The organism is Pseudobutyrivibrio xylanivorans DSM 14809, assembly GCF_900141825.1.
Lineage (GTDB): Bacteria > Bacillota > Clostridia > Lachnospirales > Lachnospiraceae > Pseudobutyrivibrio > Pseudobutyrivibrio xylanivorans.
The window spans coordinates 22,894-43,393 of the sequence record NZ_FQYQ01000021.1 but is presented as its reverse complement, the minus strand read 5'-3'; the positions used below and the strand labels follow the sequence as shown (position 1 = coordinate 43,393).

20 protein-coding genes and 1 pseudogene are annotated in these 20,500 nt (G+C 37.4%); 19 read left to right on the top strand and 2 right to left on the bottom strand.

The features are described from left to right. The 6 genes from BUA88_RS12685 to BUA88_RS12655 form a co-directional block, all read left to right on the top strand. Window positions 1–3,494: RHS repeat-associated core domain-containing protein (locus BUA88_RS12685; RefSeq protein ID WP_278335528.1), on the top strand; the 3,494-nt coding region annotated here is incomplete at its 5' end. Continuing rightward, window positions 3,482–3,748 (top strand): hypothetical protein, encoded by a 267-nt coding sequence (locus tag BUA88_RS12680; RefSeq protein WP_072918635.1) that lies wholly within the window; start codon window positions 3,482–3,484, stop codon window positions 3,746–3,748. The genes BUA88_RS12685 and BUA88_RS12680, both read left to right, overlap by 13 nt. Window positions 3,749–4,024: 276 nt before the next feature. Then, window positions 4,025–4,270, top strand: coding sequence for a hypothetical protein (locus BUA88_RS12670; RefSeq protein WP_072918633.1), 246 nt, complete (start codon window positions 4,025–4,027; stop codon window positions 4,268–4,270). A 165-nt stretch (window positions 4,271–4,435) separates the two neighbouring features. Next, on the top strand, window positions 4,436–4,630 hold the full coding sequence (locus tag BUA88_RS12665; RefSeq protein WP_143151439.1) for a hypothetical protein: 195 nt from the start codon (window positions 4,436–4,438) through the stop codon (window positions 4,628–4,630). A gap of 23 nt (window positions 4,631–4,653) precedes the next feature. After that, the gene (locus BUA88_RS12660) at window positions 4,654–5,307 is read left to right on the top strand and encodes a hypothetical protein (protein WP_072918631.1); all 654 of its coding nucleotides are present in this window, start codon (window positions 4,654–4,656) and stop codon (window positions 5,305–5,307) included. A 131-nt stretch (window positions 5,308–5,438) separates the two neighbouring features. Continuing rightward, window positions 5,439–5,639 carry a hypothetical protein gene (locus BUA88_RS12655; RefSeq protein WP_072918630.1) on the top strand — a complete coding sequence of 67 codons (201 nt, stop codon included), beginning with the start codon at window positions 5,439–5,441 and terminating at the stop codon, window positions 5,637–5,639. 110 nt (window positions 5,640–5,749) lie between these two features. Here the strand turns inward: BUA88_RS12655 and BUA88_RS12650 are convergent. Further along, a pseudogene (locus tag BUA88_RS12650) lies at window positions 5,750–6,004 on the bottom strand (substrate-binding domain-containing protein); the annotation flags it as partial. A 201-nt stretch (window positions 6,005–6,205) separates the two neighbouring features. On the opposite strand from BUA88_RS12650, the gene BUA88_RS12645 reads away from it, so the two are divergent. The 9 genes from BUA88_RS12645 (at window position 6,206) to recG (ending at window position 16,645) form a co-directional block, all read left to right on the top strand. Further along, the gene (locus tag BUA88_RS12645) at window positions 6,206–6,829 is read left to right on the top strand and encodes a hypothetical protein (RefSeq protein ID WP_072918628.1); all 624 of its coding nucleotides are present in this window, start codon (window positions 6,206–6,208) and stop codon (window positions 6,827–6,829) included. A 98-nt stretch (window positions 6,830–6,927) separates the two neighbouring features. After that, entirely contained in the window at window positions 6,928–7,353 is a 426-nt protein-coding gene (locus BUA88_RS12640) for a cell division protein ZapA (RefSeq protein WP_072918627.1), read from the top strand. Window positions 7,354–7,409: 56 nt separating this feature from the next. Further along, a complete protein-coding gene (locus BUA88_RS12635; RefSeq protein WP_072918626.1) occupies window positions 7,410–9,518 on the top strand; it encodes a peptidase U32 family protein in 2,109 nt (702 codons plus the stop codon). 1 nt (window position 9,519) lies between these two features. Continuing rightward, window positions 9,520–10,851 carry an FtsW/RodA/SpoVE family cell cycle protein gene (locus BUA88_RS12630; protein ID WP_072918625.1) on the top strand — a complete coding sequence of 444 codons (1,332 nt, stop codon included), beginning with the start codon at window positions 9,520–9,522 and terminating at the stop codon, window positions 10,849–10,851. Continuing rightward, window positions 10,790–12,274 carry a peptidoglycan D,D-transpeptidase FtsI family protein gene (locus BUA88_RS12625; protein WP_159430898.1) on the top strand — a complete coding sequence of 495 codons (1,485 nt, stop codon included), beginning with the start codon at window positions 10,790–10,792 and terminating at the stop codon, window positions 12,272–12,274. The genes BUA88_RS12630 and BUA88_RS12625 overlap by 62 nt, the downstream gene beginning before the upstream one ends. A 123-nt stretch (window positions 12,275–12,397) precedes the next feature. Continuing rightward, complete coding sequence (gene rpmB / locus BUA88_RS12620; protein ID WP_015549663.1) at window positions 12,398–12,583, top strand: 50S ribosomal protein L28; 186 nt, start codon at window positions 12,398–12,400, stop codon at window positions 12,581–12,583. A 119-nt stretch (window positions 12,584–12,702) separates the two neighbouring features. Continuing rightward, the gene (locus tag BUA88_RS12615) at window positions 12,703–13,062 is read left to right on the top strand and encodes an Asp23/Gls24 family envelope stress response protein (protein WP_072918623.1); all 360 of its coding nucleotides are present in this window, start codon (window positions 12,703–12,705) and stop codon (window positions 13,060–13,062) included. 14 nt (window positions 13,063–13,076) lie between these two features. Then, complete coding sequence (locus BUA88_RS12610; RefSeq protein ID WP_072918622.1) at window positions 13,077–14,591, top strand: DAK2 domain-containing protein; 1,515 nt, start codon at window positions 13,077–13,079, stop codon at window positions 14,589–14,591. A gap of 5 nt (window positions 14,592–14,596) precedes the next feature. Continuing rightward, entirely contained in the window at window positions 14,597–16,645 is a 2,049-nt protein-coding gene (gene recG / locus BUA88_RS12605) for an ATP-dependent DNA helicase RecG (RefSeq protein ID WP_072918621.1), read from the top strand. Here the strand turns inward: recG and BUA88_RS12600 are convergent. Continuing rightward, a complete protein-coding gene (locus BUA88_RS12600) occupies window positions 16,613–18,364 on the bottom strand; it encodes an Rqc2 family fibronectin-binding protein (protein WP_072918620.1) in 1,752 nt (583 codons plus the stop codon). The two genes, recG and BUA88_RS12600, sit on opposite strands and share 33 nt — an antisense overlap. Window positions 18,365–18,480: 116 nt before the next feature. Here BUA88_RS12600 and BUA88_RS12595 point away from each other — a divergent pair, with 116 nt between their 5' ends. Genes BUA88_RS12595 through rpoZ form a run of 4 tightly spaced genes read left to right on the top strand, consistent with a single transcriptional unit; the run spans window position 18,481 to window position 20,498 of the window. Continuing rightward, entirely contained in the window at window positions 18,481–19,359 is an 879-nt protein-coding gene (locus BUA88_RS12595; protein ID WP_072918618.1) for a YicC/YloC family endoribonuclease, read from the top strand. Between the two features lie 2 nt (window positions 19,360–19,361). Then, the gene (locus BUA88_RS12590; protein ID WP_330390300.1) at window positions 19,362–19,625 is read left to right on the top strand and encodes a DUF370 domain-containing protein; all 264 of its coding nucleotides are present in this window, start codon (window positions 19,362–19,364) and stop codon (window positions 19,623–19,625) included. Further along, complete coding sequence (gmk, locus tag BUA88_RS12585) at window positions 19,618–20,253, top strand: guanylate kinase (RefSeq protein WP_072918637.1); 636 nt, start codon at window positions 19,618–19,620, stop codon at window positions 20,251–20,253. Before BUA88_RS12590 ends, gmk begins: the two co-directional genes overlap by 8 nt. A 2-nt stretch (window positions 20,254–20,255) precedes the next feature. After that, window positions 20,256–20,498, top strand: a complete 243-nt coding sequence (gene rpoZ / locus BUA88_RS12580) for a DNA-directed RNA polymerase subunit omega (RefSeq protein WP_028247100.1) — start codon at window positions 20,256–20,258, stop codon at window positions 20,496–20,498. Window positions 20,499–20,500: the final 2 nt, after the last annotated feature.

Here is a 20,500-nt window from a genome sequence, read left to right as displayed (position 1 = left end):
CTCTTTTTGATTATGATGAAAAGGGTAACGTAAATACCATAACTGATCCAGACGGAGTGGTTACAGAGTATGCTTATGATGAGCTTAACCGTGTAGTGGAGACAACCACAGCTGACGGAGCAGTTACTACATACGAATACGATAACGCTGATAGAATCGTAAAGACTACAGATGCTCTTGGTAATACAAGAGAGTATACCTATGATGAAATGGGTAAGGTGACATCTGTAAAAGAGGCAGACGGTACAGTAAAGAACTTTGAAATGAATGTCATGGGACGTGTTTCAAAGGTAGTTGATGAGGCTGGCTTTGTAACAGAAATCACTTATAACGTAATGGGTAAGCAGGAGGCGGTTCTCCTGCCTAATGGTGGTACCATTAAATATGAGTACGACCCTCTTATGCGTCTTACTAAGGTTACTGATCCAGAGGGAAGAACATCAGGCTTTGAGTACGATAAGAATGGAAATGTGGTAGCTGAGTATCTTGGTGATATAAAGGTAAGAAGTCTAGAGTATGATGTTCTTAATCGCATCATAAAAGAGATAGATGCTCTTGGTCATGAGAAAACCTATGCTTATGACGAAAATGGAAATGTAATTGAAGCAACAGATACTTTAGGTAATAAGTTCACAAGAGACTATGACTTACTTGGCAGAGTAATCTCTGAGACAGATGCTCTTGGAAATAAGACATCTTATACATACACAAAGCTTGGAAATATTGAATCAGTTACAGATGCTGCAGGAAGAGTTCGTAAATACGAATACACAGATGGTGGAAAGCTTAAGGCTATCTATTTCTGCGGAAGATTAGAGCAGAGCCTTGATTATGATACAGTAGGAAGAATTGTAAAGAGAAGCTTTGCTGATGGCTATGAAATTTCTTACAGCTATGATCCTCTCAGCCGAGTATCCATGGTGGAAGGCTCAGATGGCCGTACAGTATCTTATGAGTATGATGCCATGGGACGTGCCACAAAGGTTACTGATGGCAGAAGCACAACACTTTATACTTACACAGCTACAGGACGTCTTGAGAGCGTAGTGGATGCTCTTGGCAACGAGACGGCATACACATATGATGCACTTGATAACCTTAAGAGTGTACACAGAGCTGAAGGCAGAGTTGAAGATGACAAGATGCCTGTAGTAGGTGAGGATGGTCACGTAACACTTTACTCATACGACCTTTCAGGACAGCTTACAAAGATAACTGACGCTCTTGGTCAGGAAGAGACTTATGAGTACGACCAGTACGGACGTCTTATAACAAAGACTGACAGGGATAACTTTGCCACAAGCTACAGCTACAATAACCAAGGTATCGTAACAAAGGTGGGCTATGGCGATGGCAGAACTGTAGAGTTTGCATACAACGAGTTAAACCAGCTCAAGGAGATTAATGACTGGCTTGGAAAGACCACCCTTGAGAACGATATTTTGGGTCGTCTCACTAAGGTTACAGATTATAAGAACAGAACTGTAGGTTACGAATACAATGCCATAGGAGAAAAGACAAAGCTTGTTTATCCAGATGGAAGAGCAGCTGTTTACACATACGATGAAGAAGGAAAGCTTTCAGGAATTTCTGGAAATGGTGAGGAGACTACATACTCTTATGATGAGCTTGGAAGACTCTCACTTAAGCTTCTTCCAAATGGTGTATCTACAGAGTACTCATACCTTCCAGGTGGAAACCTTGAGAGTATGACAAGCTACGACAGCAAGGGCGAGCTTGATAAGTACTTCTATACTTATGACACTACAGGCCTTATTTCAGGAATCAATAGAAGCAGACGTGATCTTGAGAAGGTTTCAGGACAGTATAAGTACAGCTACGATGCTTTAGGAAGACTTACCCAGACTACACATGACGGAATGGTTAAGTCTGCTTATGAGTACGATGCATTCGGAAATAGAACATTACTTGCTGAACATGATTCTAGAACTTCGTATACATATGATGTATTAGACAGACTTGTTCAGGCTAAGGAACTTAATAACAGTCAGGCTATCGTAAAGACATATGACTATGATAAGCGTGGCAACCAGACAAAAGAGTACGTGGATGGTCTTTTACAAAAGACCTTTACTTTTGATGCAACAAATATGCTTTCAAAAGTGGTAGACTCAAATAAAGGGGAAGTGGAGAATGAGTATAACGGATTAGGATTCCGTGTGGCATCCACAAGACCTGAAGAGAAAATTGAATACTTATGTGACCTTTCAAGAGACTACTATAACCTTCTTGAACGCACAGTTAACGGCGAGACAGAAAACTTCATCTATGATAACAATGTAGTAAGCATGAGCAAATCAGGCAACAACTATTACTATCTCCAGGATGAACTTGGTTCTCCAATGTACATGACTGGAACAGACGGTGTAGCTGTTAGCTCTTATGCATTTGATGATTTTGGTCGTAACATAGATCCAAGAACAGGAAAGTTACGTAAACACGGCTACACAACAGATGGTAACATCATCCAGCCATTTGCTTTCACAGGCTACCAGGAAGATGAGGTATCAGGCCTTAAGTTTGCCCAGGCGAGATTCTATAGTGCAGAGAATGGTAGATTTGTTGGGGAAGATCAGGTAAGAGGATTTGTTGAAATGCCTGAATCACAAAACCATTATTTATACTGTTGGAATGACTCTAAGAATCTTATAGATAAAGATGGTAAATTTGCAAACATACTAATAGGAGCCGCTGCGGGTGCAGTCATAGGCGGTGGTATAAATGCAATTTGTCAGGGCGTAGCTATTGCGACTGGAAAGCAAGATGAATTTGATTTTGGTTCGTTGGCTGGCTCCGTCGTTGAAGGTGCAGTAGTAGGAGGATTGACAGCAACAGGTGTTGGTCTGATTGGAACAACTTTGGCTGGCGCTGCAGGTGGTGCGGCTGGAAGTGTAACAACTCAGCTAATTAATAATGGTTCAGTAAGTTTAGGTCAAACCGCATTAGCAGCAGGAGCAGGGGCGCTTGGCGCTGCGGCTGGTTATGGCCTTGCAAAGGGGATAGGGAAAGTTGCTGGCAAATTTATAAACAAATCAGGTTCCTCAGGTGCAGAATTGGCAAGAAGTTCAGATGATGTTTATAAAGGAGTAAGAGAGGCATCGCAATATTTAAAGGAACAGGGTGTGCCTAGGAGTTATAGAAAACAAATATTAGAATCATTCGATGTTAGGACGATAAAAATGAAAGTTGCTGGTAGTGACACATTTGGATTACGTTTTTATGATGGTGTAAATGCTCAAGCTAGAGGACGATATTTATTTGAAACATTTTCCCCTTTGACAAATAGATATAATTTAGCATTGCCATTTGAATGGAATCTCATGAGTGGGGTTCAACAGTTTCAGGTTAGAGAAGGTACAGTTATGATTGTTGGGCAAGCAGCTCCTCAGTTTGGTTATGGATATCAGTATTTAGGGGGAGCGACTCAATGGTTTATAAATAATTTGGAGGATCTTATACAATGTGTGGATTAAAACTTAACGAAAGAATTGATAAAATAGAAGCAGAAGTAAATAAAGAAATTCAGGACGTAATGGATGGAAAGAGTGTTAAAAATATCAATCAACTTGTTGGTATTGTCGAAGAGTTAAGAAAAATGAAAAATGAAGAGTGTTTAAACATAAATTATACTAGATTTATAATAGATTCGTGGGATTATAGTGATTCTCTAGGTATAGAATTACTTGATTTGGCAGAATCTTATAAAAAAATAGTAAAAGGAAAATAAAATATTCCTGTACGAATTATAAGGGAATGTGCCTGTATACCATTACAGTATGATAACTATGCAACACACTTGTAGTGGATACAGGCATTTTTATGGCTTGGAACACAGTCAAGCAAGTAGACACAATTATAATGTTGTGTCCACTTTTATAAGTATAATGCATCATGGATTTATTTTGATGAAGAATTTTCATCAGCTGCAATTGGATTATTTGTTGTTTTTTATTTTCTTTCATTACTTTTCTTCTTATATACCACGCCAAGATTTTGGGATATTGTGGTAGATGGAGATGATATTACTGTTATTAAATTGTTTATACTAAAAAAGCAAACTAAATTCTCTGAGCTTAGTAAAGTTGAAATAGCTAACAATAATTATATAAAGGTATTTAAGTCAGGTAGAAAAAGAACCTTCTTCTTGATTGATCCTATGATGAAAGGAAAAAATAATTTTCTTAAAAGAATAGAGAAGGAAAATATACCTCTTTTCGACAAAAGAAAGACAGACGAGAATAATACTTAATAAACCGATTCATGTTTAAACTGCAAAGCCAATGTTGGGCTTTGCAGTTTTTTCATAGTTATAAATTAAAATCAAAGAGCATAAGCATGGCTACACCACTGATGGCAAGATCATCCAGCCATTCGCTTTCACAGGCTACCAGGAATGTATAGAGCAGCTATTGAAATGAATCAATATGAAACTACTGATGCAATAATAGCTTATTTAACAAGTAATTTTTTGAACTATAATAGAGGATTGCTTCAAAAGACTGTTCAAAAGAAGTTTGGATGTGGTTATGATCAATTAGTAAATAAAGTTATTGATGAACTTATGGGTGTAGTTACGAGTGTTGATAACTGTGCAACAGATAGTGAATAAAACAAGTTGGAGGCAAGCTATAGATGAGTAAGGAGCTTTTTCTGAAGAATAGCAAGAAAAACAGAATAAATGGATTATTGATATCGTTGATAACTGTAGTATTAGGAATATATGGTATGAACAAATGGTCTATTTTCCCTAAACATGTAGATTTTGTCTATTTGATTCTATTTATAATTTATATAGTTGCAGGGGTATTTGGACTTGTAGGAAGTAAGCGTGGAAAAAAGAATATTATAGATGGAGAGTATTATTGTTATTCAAATAATCAGGGGGCTTATGCAAGTTCATTGAATTATATTTTAGGTATACTTTCTTTTGGTATGTATGCAATAATTTTTTTGATGGAGATTGTTGTTTTTGATACGGCAGTAGCTATAACATTATTCTCCTCAGTTTGTATAGTATTTTCTATGCGAGGCGTTTTTATGAATAATACATACTATCTAGTGAAAGATGGAGAAAAAATAACTATTGTAAGTACAAAGGGGAACAATACTATTGATATTAATAATATCAAATTTTTTACTCACAGCCTTTCAGTTGGAGGATATAAAGCAGTTGATTCATTAGGGAACACGTTGTTTAAGTGGGGATTATATTGGGAAAATGGTTCTCGCCTTGGAGATGATTTAGAGAAGCAAGGTGTAAAATTTGTATTAAGAAATAATAAGTAATTAAAATGTTGAAATTCATATTAGATATAATCAGACACAGTAAAGGGCTATAGTTATTGCTAGGGAGAATAGATATGAATTATGAAGAGACACCGGTTCTTTAAAGAGAGGAGAAATATAGGAGAATAGAAATGGACAAGGATTCAATGCAGAGTGCAGTAATAAAATTAATAGAAAAATATATACCTGATAGAAATGATTTAAAGGAATTAATCAAGGAGGATACAGATAGCGTAAAGTATATTTTGACAGAGATAGATAGATATAAGACTAAAAGTTATGAAGAAGTGGATTTGGATATTATAAAGGATGTTTTCTTTTTCTGGGGATAAAGAGCCCCCCATTCCATATACTTATAATACTGTATTTACTAGTGTTTTTGTGGATATTTTAAAAGACCCCAAGGTTTTTATTAAATGGGTGGGGGGTTGTTTTGAAAATATTAAGCTGATCCTCTTTGAATTAATGTGGTTCCTATTTCGATTTTTAATGGTATATGACTTTTTTCTACCATTATATCTAGCAGCCTATACAAGGAAGCTTTTGCCATGGCTTCTGGATAAGCTTCGATAGTGGTGAGAGGCGGATTGGAGTTTTGTGAATGGGATGAATTATCAAATCCGACAAACGCAATATCCCCTGGCACCTTGTAACCAGCCGATTGAAATGCCTTCATAACACCCACAGCTTGGGCATCTGTATCAGTAACATAACATCTGGCAAAATTCTTCTTAGATAATGTCTTTGAAAATGATGGACACTTTTATAAGAAACTTATAAATGAATAACACTTCACCCTTTACACTAAAAAAGATGCTGGGATATCCTGGCATCTTTTTAAGTTCTCATATTCAACACATTTTTTTGCTATTAATATTCATAGCAGGAGGTGTGTGGAGTGAGCGAAGTAAAAGAAAAAGATAGCTCTAGTTTAGCTCTTATAATGTTGCTTGTTATCATAGCTATTTCTGGGCTAATCGTAATCCTATTGCATAGCTATTTGGAAAGAAATGTTGGTATAGAAACTACGAAATCTATTTCTATGGAAGATACATTTTCCTATAGCACTGGTGGAATGACTTTTGCCATTCCTTCTAATTATGAGGAGACGGAATCACTGACTATTTCAGAAAACTCCACCATTATCTTAGGGGATGAGGCGCTAGATCATCTATGGGTGTCATATTTTGTAAGTGAATCAGTTTTGTATGAAAAAATAGATGAGCTGGCTGTATCAATGATACCCGACGCCGCAAGGCAATCCTCTGAAACCACATATATTGATGGAACCAAAACTTTCTTATATACATACACGGGCACCATGGAGGGAAAACAGTATTACGCACACGTGGCTATGATTTTAAACACTGACAATAATCATGTCATATATGCAATATATGTGACCCCATTTGATTCAGGACGTGATATAGCAGATTTTAAGGCATTACTAAAAGAAGCCAGGGAAACAGGCGAAGGCGATACGGACGGAAGCTCTAGACGAGTATATTATGTAGAAAATTGATGTAAAAAATCAAATTCATTTTGAATAGTATAGTTTACTTGTTTTTAACCACAAAGATAGCTATAATAAGTATTGAATTTCTGACGGGAGGATGCGTTATGGTTTCCGAAAAAAGCGCAAAGGTGCTTATAGGCGGAAAAGTATATACGTTAAGTGGTTACGAGGAGGAGGAATATCTTCAGCGCGTAGCTAATTACATCAATTCTAAGCTTGATGAGTTTAATTCAATTGATGGATACAAGCGTATTTCAGCTGACCTTAAAGCAACATTATTAGAGCTGAATATTGCTGACGACTACTTCAAAGCCAAAACACAGGTTGAATCTCTGGAGTCAGATTTAGATATTCGAGACAAAGAAATATATAATCTTAAGCATGATTTAATTTCAGCTCAGCTGAAAACTGAGACATTAGAAGAGACTATTGCAAAGCTTGAGAGGGAGAACAAAGAACTTCTTCTTCATAAGACAAAGCTTGAGGCTTCCCTAGAGGATGCTCTTCTAGGTTCGTTATCAGACAACTAATCAGAGTCCCTTCATAGGGACTCGTTTTTATTTTAATTTTTTAGTAAAGGAAATATATGAATCAATTAGAATTACTTTCACCAGCAGGTGATTTGCAAATTTTTAAAGCTGTTGTGGATGCGGGAGCGGATGCCGTTTATTTTGGCGGTGATTTATTTGGCGCCAGAGCCTATGCTAAGAATTTTTCTATAGAGGAGGCTGCAGAAGCAATCAAATATGCTCACATTCGCGGAAAGAAGGCTTATCTTACTGTAAATACATTGCTTAAAAATCCTGAGATTGAAGGCGAATTATATAAATATTTACGTGCATATGTTGAAAACGGCATTGATGCATTCATAGTTCAGGATTTTGGTGTTTTTAATTTTATCAGAGAATATTTCCCGGATACTCACATTCATGTGAGTACTCAGGTTAGCACCTGTACAGGATATGGCGCTAAGCTATTAGAGGATTTAGGTGCAGCACGTATTGTTACAGCCAGAGAAATCTCTTGTCAGGAGATTTCTAAGATTCATCAGATGTGTCCTGATCTTGAGATTGAGAGCTTTATTCACGGAGCTCTTTGTGTTTGCTACTCTGGTCAGTGTCTCATGTCATCTATTCTTGGCGGTCGTTCAGGCAACAGAGGTCGCTGTGCACAGCCTTGCCGTTTGCCATATGATGCATTTGATGAGAATGGCAAAAAGCTTAATAAGAAGGGTAATTATATCCTTTCACCAAAGGATTTCTGTACTATAAACTATCTTCCTGAGATGATTGAAGCTGGTGTAATGTCCTTTAAGATTGAAGGCCGTATGAAGCAGCTTTCTTATGCCACAGGTGTTGTTAGTGTCTACAGACATTATTTAGATGAATATTTATATAAGGGAGCCCGTAATTATTCTGTTTCCCAGGAAGATATTCAGAAGCTTCTTGATTACGGTAATCGTAGTGGTTTTACTGATTTGTATCTTCACAAGCACAATGGTCCAGATATGATTACCTTTGAGGCTCCTTCTCATACAAAAACTGAAACAGAGCCTGCTTATGAAAATTCATCAAAGATAAAGGTGAATTGCAGAGTTAAAGCTTTGCTTGGTGAAGAATTTTCAGTTCGTTTTTACGATAATAATGGACATGAAGGCGTAGCTTCTGGTCAGTTGATAGAAAAGGCCAGCAAGAAGCCTACTACAAAAGAGGATATAAAAAAGGCTGTTTCTGGTCTTGGTAATACACCTTTTGAATTAGTAAAGCTTGATATTGACGCAGACGAAGATATTTTCTTTCCAGTATCAGTGATTAAGAATGCCAGAAGAGAGGCTGTAGAAAATTTATTATTAGATATTTCTGGCAATGCTTCTAATCCAACTATTAATGAATTTGAGAAGCTTTCATTTGAGGGTAATCATTCACAGAAACAGGATACTTTTGTTACTGTTTCTACTATCGAACAGATTAAAGCTGTAGGAAAGTTTGATTTTATAAAATCGCTGGCTGTTCCTGCCAATTTATATGTTGAGGCAAGAAAGCTTTTTGATGGAGATTTATATATTTACCTTCCTCCAATTCTTAGAGATGAATATACTAACATTTCTATTCCAGAATCAGCAGAAGGTGTTATAGCTGCGTCATTTGATGAACTCGGATGGCTAAAAGATCAGGGATATCCTTTAGAAAAGATAATCCTTGATTACAGACTTTATACTTTTAACAATCGAAGTATTCAGGGCTTTAGGGCTCTTGGTTTAAACCGTGACTGCATTTCTTATGAGCTTTCTCTTAAAGAACTTAAGCATAGAGATAATGCAAATTCTCAGATGATAGTGTACAGCCGTATTCCTATGATGATTACTGCTAACTGTACTATCAAAAACACAGTGGGCTGTAAGAAAAATAATGACACTGTGACACTCGTGGATCGAAAAAACGAGAACCATATAATTAAGTGTAACTGCGATTATTGTTATAACACGATTTACAATAGCAAGAAGTATATTGCATTTGATTTGAAATCAGACTTGATTGATCTTGGAGTAAAGGAATTTAGACTTGATTTTACTCTTGAAGATTATAAAGAAACAGAAGAGATACTTCGTATTTACGATAACGTATTTAACAATAATCAATTAGTTCATATCAAAGAAGATTACACAAAAGGACATTTAAAAAGAGGCGTAGAGTAGAGTGGTTAGCGTAATTACTTCTTTTTCCAGAATAACAATATTATCTTACATTATTATTTTTACTGTTATAGACCTGATTCAGATATTTGAACCGAAGCTAAACGAGGTAGTGGGGAGTATTCTCACTACGATTCAGGCTGTTATGATAGTTTTATTTCTTTGCAATTCTGCTGCAGTTATATATTTTGCAAAGGAAAATCCTTATGTAATTCTAACGACTGTTTTTCAATTAATATTTTTGACCGTAATAGCTATTTTTTTAAACAATCTATCAGTGCCTGCATCTAAGGCACTGATTAATAATATGTTGTTAATGCTTTGTTTCAGCTTTGTATTTATTGAGAGATTAAACTTTAACAAGTCGATTCGTCAGCTTATTAATGGGGTGGTCTCTCTTGTAGTTGCTGTTATTGTCATTTACTTTCTTAGAAAAATTCCTGAAATATCCAAATATTTATTTGTGTTTGCGGCTATTGGAATTGTATCATTGCTAGCCATTAGTTTTATTGGAGATATTGAATATGGAGCCCGTCTTTCATTTAATGTGTTGGGAATACGTATTCAGCCTAGTGAGATTGTTAAGATTACTTATCTGTTTTTTATTGCTGGATGCATTGTTACTTTCAGAGATTTCAGAGGATACCTTTTTTCTACAATAGGTGCAGGTATGCATGTGCTTGTGCTGGTGCACTCCAAGGATTTAGGGACAGCTCTTGTTTTCCTTGCTGCTTATGTTTTTCTTACTTTTATTGCATACAAAAATTACATCTTACTGGGTCTTGAAATAGGAGGTGCAATTGTAGGTGGCATAATTGCTTTTAATGCTTTTCCTCATATTCAGACAAGATTTATAGCCTGGCTGGATCCTCTTTCTGTTGTAGATGACAAAGGATACCAGATTTCACAATCGCTTTTTGCCATTGGAACAGGTGGATGGCTTGGCTCTGGCATATGTAATGGTATGCCAGCTAAAATTCCTGTTGTTGTATCGGATTTTATATTTGCTGCTATTTCAGAAGAAATGGGAGCTATCGTTGCAATCTGTCTCATTATCATTTACATGTGTAGCACAATTATGTTCCTTAACTGTGCGTTTAACTGTTCTAATAGTTTTTATATGCTGGTTGTTAGTGGAATTGCAATCATTTTTGGAATCCAGACTATTTTAAATATAGGAGGAGTAATTAAATTTATTCCTTCAACTGGAGTTACTTTGCCATTTATTAGTTATGGTGGAAGTTCGTTATTATCAATGTTTATTGGATTCTTTATTGCTGAAAGTTCAGAAGAATTATGGATATCAGCGAAAGGCAGAAGAAGATATGACTACTAATCACAATAAAAAATCAATTCGTAAGGAAATCTATGTCACAGCTTTTATGTTTTTAATCTTTTTTGCTGGGATGATTGCGTATTTTGTCAGGTTCCTTGTGGTTGATGCTGATAGCTTTATTTATAATTCCTATAACTCACGTTTTTCTGTTTTTGCAGATGATGTGGAAAGAGGAAGCATATACACGGCAGATGGAAGAGCTATTGCGAAAACGACCAAGAATGAGGAGGGCAATGAAGTTCGTGTCTATCCCGACGAGAGGCTCTTTTCTCATGCCGTAGGCTATGTAGATCACGGGATGGCTGGGTTGGAGGCCAATTATTCCTTTGACCTATTGAAATCACACATTACTCTTTCTGACCAGATTAATAACAGTCTGACGGGACAGAAGAGTATGGGGGACAGCCTTTATACGACTCTTGACTATGAAACACAAAAAGCAGCCTATGATGGACTTGGAATGTTTGATGGTGCTGTTATAGCAATAGACCCAGATACAGGTAAGATAATTTCCATGGTATCAAAGCCAGATTACAATCCTAATACTATTGATAAGTATTGGGATGATATAAATGATACTGAAAAAGGAGATTCAGCCCTTTTAAATCGAGCTACAAATGGCTCATATCCACCTGGCTCTACTTTTAAGATTGTTACAACCTTAGCGTATTTAAGAGATGGAAATTCTCCATCAGATTTTTTTTATAAATGCAGTGGCAAATTTGATGTGGATGATTATACAATTCACTGTAGTGGCAATAAGTCTCATGGTCAGGAAGATTTGCTTACAGCATTTTCTAATTCCTGCAATAGTGCTTATGCATCCATGGGCGTTGAAATTGATAGAGAAAAATTTCAATCTACAGCTGAAGATTTATTGTTTAATGATACGTTGCCTACTTTGATTAGTGGTACCAAGGCTTCAAAGTTTGCAATTAATAGTGATACCAAAGAAAGCATTGTAGCCCAAACAGCTATTGGTCAGGGACGTACTACGGTTTCTCCACTTCACATGTGCATGCTGGTTTCAGCTATTGCAAATAATGGTCAGTTGATGGAGCCTTATATTGCAGATCGTATAATCAGTGATGATGGTAAAGTGGTCAGTGAAACTGAGCCTGTATCATATGGCTCTATTATTACCGCTTCTGAGGCAAATCTTTTGAATCAGTATATGGAAGCAGTTGTTACTGACGGAACGGCTGAAAAGGTGGATTTTGGAGATTTAAAGGTATATGGCAAGACTGGAACTGCTGAGTATACCGAAAATAAAAAGATTACTCATTCCTGGTTTGTAGGTTATGCCAAGGATGAAAATGGCAAGAAGTTGGCAGTAGCTGTTATTATGGAGGGAGCAGGATATGGAAGTAAGTATGCGGCCCCTTTGGCAGCCAGTGTTTTCAAGGCTTATTTTGAAAAATAGCAATTATTCATATTTATTTAGGAAAAAATGATTGCATTTTCTAAATTGCTTTGCTATAATCCATTTGTTGCTTAATTCGAAGCGACACTTGGTTTTTGAAATATATTACAAGGAGGTGCAATCATGGCAAAATGTGCAGTTTGTGGAAAAGGCGCTCATTTCGGTAACAATGTGAGCCATTCTCATAGAAGATCCAATCATATGTGGAAGTCTAATGTGAAGTCCGTTAAGTGTAATGTGAATGGAACACCTAAGAAGTTATATGTATGTACTTCTTGTTTACGTTCTGGCAAGGTTGAGCGTGCTTAATCTTACATGACACGATATTGAAAGTCACTCTTTATATGGGGAGTGGCTTTTATTTTTTCTCAGATTAGTATATAATTACTTCATCATGAAGAAATATGCGAATTTGGAGGTTGAATTTTATGCAAGGTCAAATGGAAACAGAACTTGGTAAGATTGTTATAGACACAGATGTAATTGCGACCTATGCTGGTTCGGTTGCTGTAGAGTGCTTCGGCATTGTTGGTATGGCAGCTGTTAATATGAAAGACGGCTTGGTTAAGCTTTTAAAGAAGGATTATTTAAATCACGGTATCAGCGTCTCTATTAACGAGAATAATGCTATATCGCTTGATTTTCATGTTATTGTTTCTTACGGTGTTAGCATCGAGGCAGTAGCTGAGAATCTTATTGAAACAGTTAAGTACAAGGTATCATCATTTACAGGATTAAATGTAGATACAATCAATATATACGTCGAAGGCGTACGTGTTATCGATTAAGGAGGCAATTTATAGTGGAGATCCAAACTATCGATGCGTCTTTGTTAGCAAAGATGTTCCTTTCGGGAGCAAGAAATCTCGAAGCTAAAAAAGAATGGATAAATGAGTTAAACGTATTCCCTGTACCTGATGGTGATACAGGTACCAATATGACAATGACTATCATGTCTGCAGCTAATGCTGTTTCTGAGCTCAAGGATGCAGATATGAAGACAGTAGCAAAGGCTATTTCTTCTGGTTCACTTCGTGGTGCCAGAGGTAACTCTGGTGTTATTTTATCTCAGTTATTCCGTGGTCTTACAAAGGTCATGGGTAATTATGATGAGGTTACAGTTGATATTTTAGCTGAGGCTTTTGAAAAGGCCGTACAGACAGCTTACAAGGCTGTTATGCAGCCTAAGGAAGGTACTATCCTTACAGTTGCCAGAGGTGCAGCTGATAAGGCACAGGAAATGAAGGGCAAGACTGACGATATCGTTGAGTTTGCTGAGGCTGTTATCGCTGAGGCAGAGGATGTTCTTGCTAAGACTCCAGATATGCTTCCCGTTCTTAAGCAGGCTGGCGTAGTTGATTCCGGCGGACAGGGTCTTGTATGTGTACTTCAGGGTGCTTATGATGCTCTCATTGGTAAGGAAGTAGACTACGAGCCAGTAGCAGCTGGTGAAGGTGTTGTTAAGGCTGCAGAAAAGGTTAAGACTACAATTGAATTTGTTATCGAGACAGATAAGCCACTTGCAACATACCAGATTAAAGAAATTCAGTCTAAGATTCAGTCACTTTCTGTTGGTACAGTTAGCGATATTAAGATTGGTGATGATGCTACAGCTGAGACTAAGGAAGAGCCAAAGGCTGCTCCTTCTGAGCCAGCAAAGGAAATGGGATTTGTTTCAATTGCTACAGGCGAAGGTCTTACATCTATCTTCACAGAGCTTGGTTGTGACTACATGATTCCAGGTGGTCAGACTATGAACCCAAGTACTGATGATATTCTTAGCGCAGTAGAAAAGGTTAATGCAAAGACTGTTTTTGTATTACCTAACAATAAAAATATTATCCTTGCTGCTAATCAGGCAGCTGCTATCTGCGAGGATAAGAAGATTGTAGTTATCCCTACAAAGACTATTCCACAGGGAATTACAGCTCTTATTTCATTTGATGCAGATGCAAGCGTTGAGGATAATGAGTCTAACATGACTGAGGAAATCAAGAATGTTAAGACAGGTCAGGTTACTTATGCTGTCCGTGATACTATGATTGACGATAAGGAAATCACAAAGGATGACTGGATGGGTATGGGTGACTCAGGACTTCTTTCAGTAAATGCTGATATTTCTGTGGCATTCAAGGAGATGATCGATGAGATGGTTTCTGAGGATTCTGCTGTTGTATCTATTTACTGGGGCGAAGGAAGTGACCAGGAAAAGGCTGAGGCACTTGGCAAGGAAATCGAAGAGAAGTATCCAGATCTCGAAGTAGAGATTTCTGAAGGTGGTCAAGCTGTTTACGCATACATTGTTTCAGTGGAGTAGATGTAATGGAAATGTTGTCACCAGTAGACACTATAAAAGGTGTTGGCGAAAAGACAGCTAAATATTTAAATAAGTTAGGAGTATATACCATTGAGGATATACTCCTTTTTTTTCCACGTACATATTTAGTTTATCCAGAGCCACAGGCACCAGATAAAGATAGTGTCAATTCATTAATAAGTATTTCTGGAAGAATTAAAACTTCTCCTAAGGCTTTTCGCTCAAAAAACAGGATGGATATTTTATCTGCTACAGCCTATGCGGGAGACATACCTGTTGATTTGGTTTGGTTCAATTCCAATTACCTAAAAGGAACTCTTGAGCCTGGTAAAGTTTACATTTTTTACGGAAGACTGATATTTGATAAGGGGCGATTCAAAATGTCCCAACCGGCCATATTTGAACCGGAAAAATATCTGGAGCTTAGAAAGCAGATTCAGCCTATTTATCACCTGACAAAGGGGCTTGGCAACACAACAGTCCTTAAGGCTGTAAAAGAAGCTCTTGCTCACTGTAAAATATCTGATGATCGATTACCTGCTGCACTAGAGGAAAAAAATGGTTTTGTGCCTTATTCAAAGGCTATAAGTACCTATCATTTTCCAGAGACCTTTGATGATTTAGTGGCAGCGAGAAAGCGTCTTGCATATGAAGAGATGTTCTTCTTTATTCTGAATTCAAGGTTGCAGGAAGGTAAGGCGGTATCTTTTCCTAACGAATTTCAAATTACTCATCACAAGGAAACCGATGATTTTAGAGCAGGTTTGAAGTTCAGCCTGACAGGTGATCAGTCCAAGGTATTGGATGAGATGCTTTCTGATTTAACTGGAGATTATGTTACTCAGCGATTGATTCAGGGAGATGTAGGCAGCGGTAAGACAATCGTTGCCTTCTTGGCGATGCTTGATGTTGCGCTTTCAGGATATCAGGCTGCTATTATGGCTCCAACCGAAGTTCTAGCAAAGCAGCACTATGAGACTTTTTTAAACTGGGTTAATGAGGCAGGGCTGGATATACCAGTTGCACTTTTTACAGGCTCTATGAAAGTTTCTGAAAAAAAGGCCATGCAGAAGCTTGTGGATGAAAATGAAGCTTGCCTTATAATTGGAACCCATGCTCTTATTTCTGAAGGTAGAACCTTTGGAGATTTGGCTCTTGTTATTACAGATGAGCAGCATCGATTTGGAGTACAGCAGAGGGATAAGCTTTCATCAAAGGGGAATCACCCACATATCGTTGTTATGTCGGCTACTCCTATTCCGAGAACGCTTGCGATGATTCTCTATGGAAATATGCATGTATCTGTTATAAAGGAGCTACCTGCCAACAGACTTCCAATCAAGACTTGTGTCATCAAAGAAAGTATGAGACCTACTGCATACAAATTTGTTTCAGATGAAATAGCGAAGGGGCATCAGGTTTATATTATTTGCCCATTGGTAGAGGCTTCCGAAACAACTGAAGCTCAGAATGTTACTGATTACAGCAAGAAGCTTAAGGAATATTTTAAGGATCAGTATGAAGTAGGAGTTCTTCATGGAAAGATGAAGCCAGCTGAGAAGAATCAGGTAATGGCTGATTTTGCAGAACATAAGACACAGATTCTTGTATCTACTACAGTTGTGGAGGTAGGTGTTAATGTTCCTAATGCAACTGTAATTATGATTGAAAATGCAAACAGATTTGGTTTGGCTGCATTGCATCAGCTTAGAGGACGCGTAGGACGAGGAGATGCACAAAGCTATTGTATTCTTATGAATGAGAGTAAGGATGATAAGCAGAGTGATCGTCTTAATATTATGCTCAAATCAAATGATGGATTTTATATAGCAAGAGAGGACTTAAAACTTCGAGGACCGGGAGATATGTTTGGCGTGAGACAAAGCGGTGAATTTAGTTTTAAGGTTGCGGATATTTATCAGGATGCCTACGAACTTGAAATGGCATCTAATGATGTTGACCAAATACTAAAAGAGGACCCCGATTTGGAAAATCATCCAGATCTAAGGTCCACATTAAATTTATTCCTGGCTAACCAGTTTTACGTGCTCTAAGGTTGGAGATACAACCATAGAATAATTTGTATAATAGACTACAAAGCCTGCCACAGCACTGGCGGGCTTTTTTACGTTCTTCTTCTGGAGATAGTCTATTTCAACTTTATCTGTATCTCTGCCAGAAGAGTAGTAAGCCGCAAGTTCTGCTGCATATTCGTAGGAGCTGTCAGGAAGTTCTTTGCCATTCGTCTTTACGATAACGTGACTTCCATGAATCTTTTTGGTATGGAACCACCAGTCGTTGCCAGTGGCAAATTTAAATGTAAGCTCATCGTTTTGGTAATTGTTTTTGCCGACGTAGATATCAAAGCCGTTGTCATCCACAAAATGAAGAGGCTTGCTTTTCTTAACCTTTTCCTTTTTGTTTCCAGAATGCTTCTTGATAAATCCGTGGTCGGAAAGCTCTCGTCTAATGTCTGACAAATCAGTCTCAGTCTCAGCAATATTAAGTGAAGTTTCGATTGATTTTAAAAGGTCCAATTCCTGCTTGGACTGTTCAATATATGTATCAAGTGCTTCGGCCGTTCTTTTTAGCTTTGCATATTTATCGAAGTATCGCTTGGCATTTTCCGATGCGCTAAAATCTGGATCCAAAGGAATAGTAAGCTCTTCGTTATTGTAATAGTTTATTACTGTAATTGATTTATCCTGAGGCTTTGCCTCGTAGCCATATGTGTGAAGCAATTCACCATAAAGCTTGTATTTATCACGCTTATCAGTATCCTTAAGCTGCTTTAACTGTAAATCCAGCTTCTTAGAAGCTCGCTCTATGTGATTTGAGATAATCTTTCTTAAATCAGAGGATTTTTGTCTGATGTTTGTATACTGATTTCTCTTAGCATAGAATTCAACCAAAACTTCTGACATGCTTTCATAAGCTTTTGAAGATTTATCCTGATACATAGTAAGGATGACAGGAGCGTATTCTACAGGCTCGTCCTTTGCTTCATCAATCACAATGTTGTAATTATATTTGTCTGAAGAAACATCCTTCATTAAATCAGAAAAGCTCTTAAATAATGCGTCCTTATGCTCGTCGAAAAGTGATGCACAACTGGCGTCTGAATCTATGCCGGCTCTGTAACATATTTCATTCGCAATTGTAGGACTTATTCCTACAAAAGATGACATGATAGCTCTGAATATAGATTCACTTCTCTTTAAGATGGTGCTTTTAAAGTAATCCTCTGTGACAGTAAGAGGATTTATTTTTCCTTCCTGAGCTGGAATGAAATACTCACGGCCTGGAAGTACCTCACGTACAGAGCTTACTGATGATGGAACATGCTTAATAGCATCTAGAATCATATTATCTTCATTACAGAAGATGATATTAGAGTGCTTTCCCATAATTTCTACGTATAGATATTTAAATGTGATATCACCCATTTCGTTTAGATGCTGGATTTTAAAACGAATAGCACGCTCTAATTCCATCTGAGAGATTTCGATAATTCGTCCTGCACCAATATGCTTTCTAAGCAACATGCAAAAGCCTGGTGCTGTGGCAGGAGCAGGCTTATTGTCAGCTGTTATATACATAAACGGAAGAGAAGCATTTGCTGATATTAAAAGTCTCTTGTTTCCGTTTTGTGTATTTATAGTAATTAATAACTCTTCCTTTTCAGGTTGAGAAATTTTATTGATTTTTCCGTTTAAAAGGTTTTTGTTAAATTCGTGAACCAATGCGTGTATAGAAATTCCGTCAAGTGCCATAAAACCAATAGTCCTTTCAATCTATAATTGACTATTATTGTATCTTTAATTATAATTAAAAACAACTATGTAAATGTGGGATAGTTTGCGACATACATAGCCAAAAGGAGACTCACATGGTACGAAGCATGACAGGTTATGGCAAAGGAATTGCCGAAAATAGTGACGCTAGGGTCACCATTGAGATGAAGTCTGTAAATCACAGATATCTCGATCTTAATATCAAACTTCCTAAGAAACTCAATTTCTTAGAGAGCACAGTTCGCAATAAAATCAGCGAGAGTATTTTCAGGGGAAAAGTAGATGTTTATATTACGCTTAACGAGCATTCTGATGCCTGTTATCAGGTATCTATTAATGATGCCATTGCGTTAAAGTATTATGAATCTATTTCTGCTATGGCTGAGAAGCTTGGCGTTGATAACGATATGAAGGCCAGCAGCATTTCACGTCTTCCTGATGTTATTGAGCTTGAGGAGATGGAAGCTGATGAGGATAGCTTAAAAGAGCTTGTACTTAAGGCCTTAGATGATTGCATTAAGCAGTTTATCGAAGCACGTATTGCAGAGGGTAATCGTCTTGAAGCTGATTTGGTTTCAAAGATGGATGAGATGCTTGTCTTAGTTGATAAGCTTGAACAGAGAAGTCCTCAGATTATCGAAGAATACAGAACAAAGCTTCTGGGAAAGGTTCACGAGCTTTTAGAGGATACTAAAATCGATGAAAGCAGAATCGCTCAGGAAGTAGTTTTATATGCAGATAAGATTTGCATTGACGAAGAGATGGTTCGTTTAAAGAGTCATGTTACTGAGACACGTTCAGTATTTGATTTGGATAAAGAAGTTGGCCGTAAGCTTGATTTCCTTGCACAGGAGCTCAATCGTGAAGCTAATACAATCCTTTCAAAATCTACTGATGTTGAAATCGCAGATATTGGAATCACTCTCAAGACTCTTATCGAAAAAGTTAGGGAGCAGATTCAGAATATAGAATAATTATGGCTTTTGTAAATATTGGTTTTGGAAATATTATTAATAGCAAAAAAATTGTTTCCATGGTAACATCAGATTCTGCGCCAGCAAAGCGTATTATCGCAAATGCGAAGGAGAAGGGTACGATTATTGATGCTACGCAGGGTAGACGTACAAGATGTGTAATAGTTTGTGACCAGCATGTAGTTTTATCAGCTCTAATGCCGGATACAATAGCGGGGAGAATAATAGAAAATTCCACGAAGGAGGAATCGGATTATGATGCATGATAAAGGGCTCGTGATAGTTCTCTCAGGCTTTTCAGGTGCTGGAAAAGGAACTATTATGAAGCATCTACTTGAGGCCCACCCTAACGATTATAATCTTTCTATTTCTGCCACTACTCGAGGCATGCGTGCTGGAGAAAAAGATGGTAGAGAATACTTTTTCAAAACTCGTGAAGAGTTTGATGATATGATTAGAAATAATGAGCTTTTAGAGTATGCTACATTCAATGGAAATTCCTACGGCACACCAAGAGCTTATGTAGAACAGCTTATTGAACGCAGAAAAGATGTTATCCTCGAGATAGAGATTCAGGGAGCACTCCAGGTTAAGGAGATGTATCCAGATGCGTTATTGTTATTTACGATGCCACCATCTGCTAAGGAATTAGAAAACAGATTAGTTGGCAGAGGCACTGAGACACCGGAGGTTATAGCACAGAGACTTGCTATTTCTTGTAAGGAATCTCAGTACATGGAACAGTATGATTACCTGATTGTTAACGATTCATTAGAAAGAGCAGTTGATCAGGTTCATAATATAATTCAGGCTGAGCATTTCAAGGTTTCTAGAAATACTAAGGCCATCAATGATATGAAGAATGAATTAAAGGTGTTTGAAAGGAGTAATTAATTATGATACATCCATCTTATGTAGAACTTATGGAAAAGGTTAATGAGAATGTTGAGGTTGGTGAGGAGCCAGTAGTTAACTCACGTTATACAATCGTTGCTGCTACAGCAAAGCGTGCACGTCAGATCATCGACGGTGCTGATCCACTTATCAAGTATCAGAAGGGTGATAAGCCACTTTCAATTGCTGTTAACGAGCTTAATGACGGTGCTATCAAAATCTTAAACGAGGAAGTTAATAACTAATT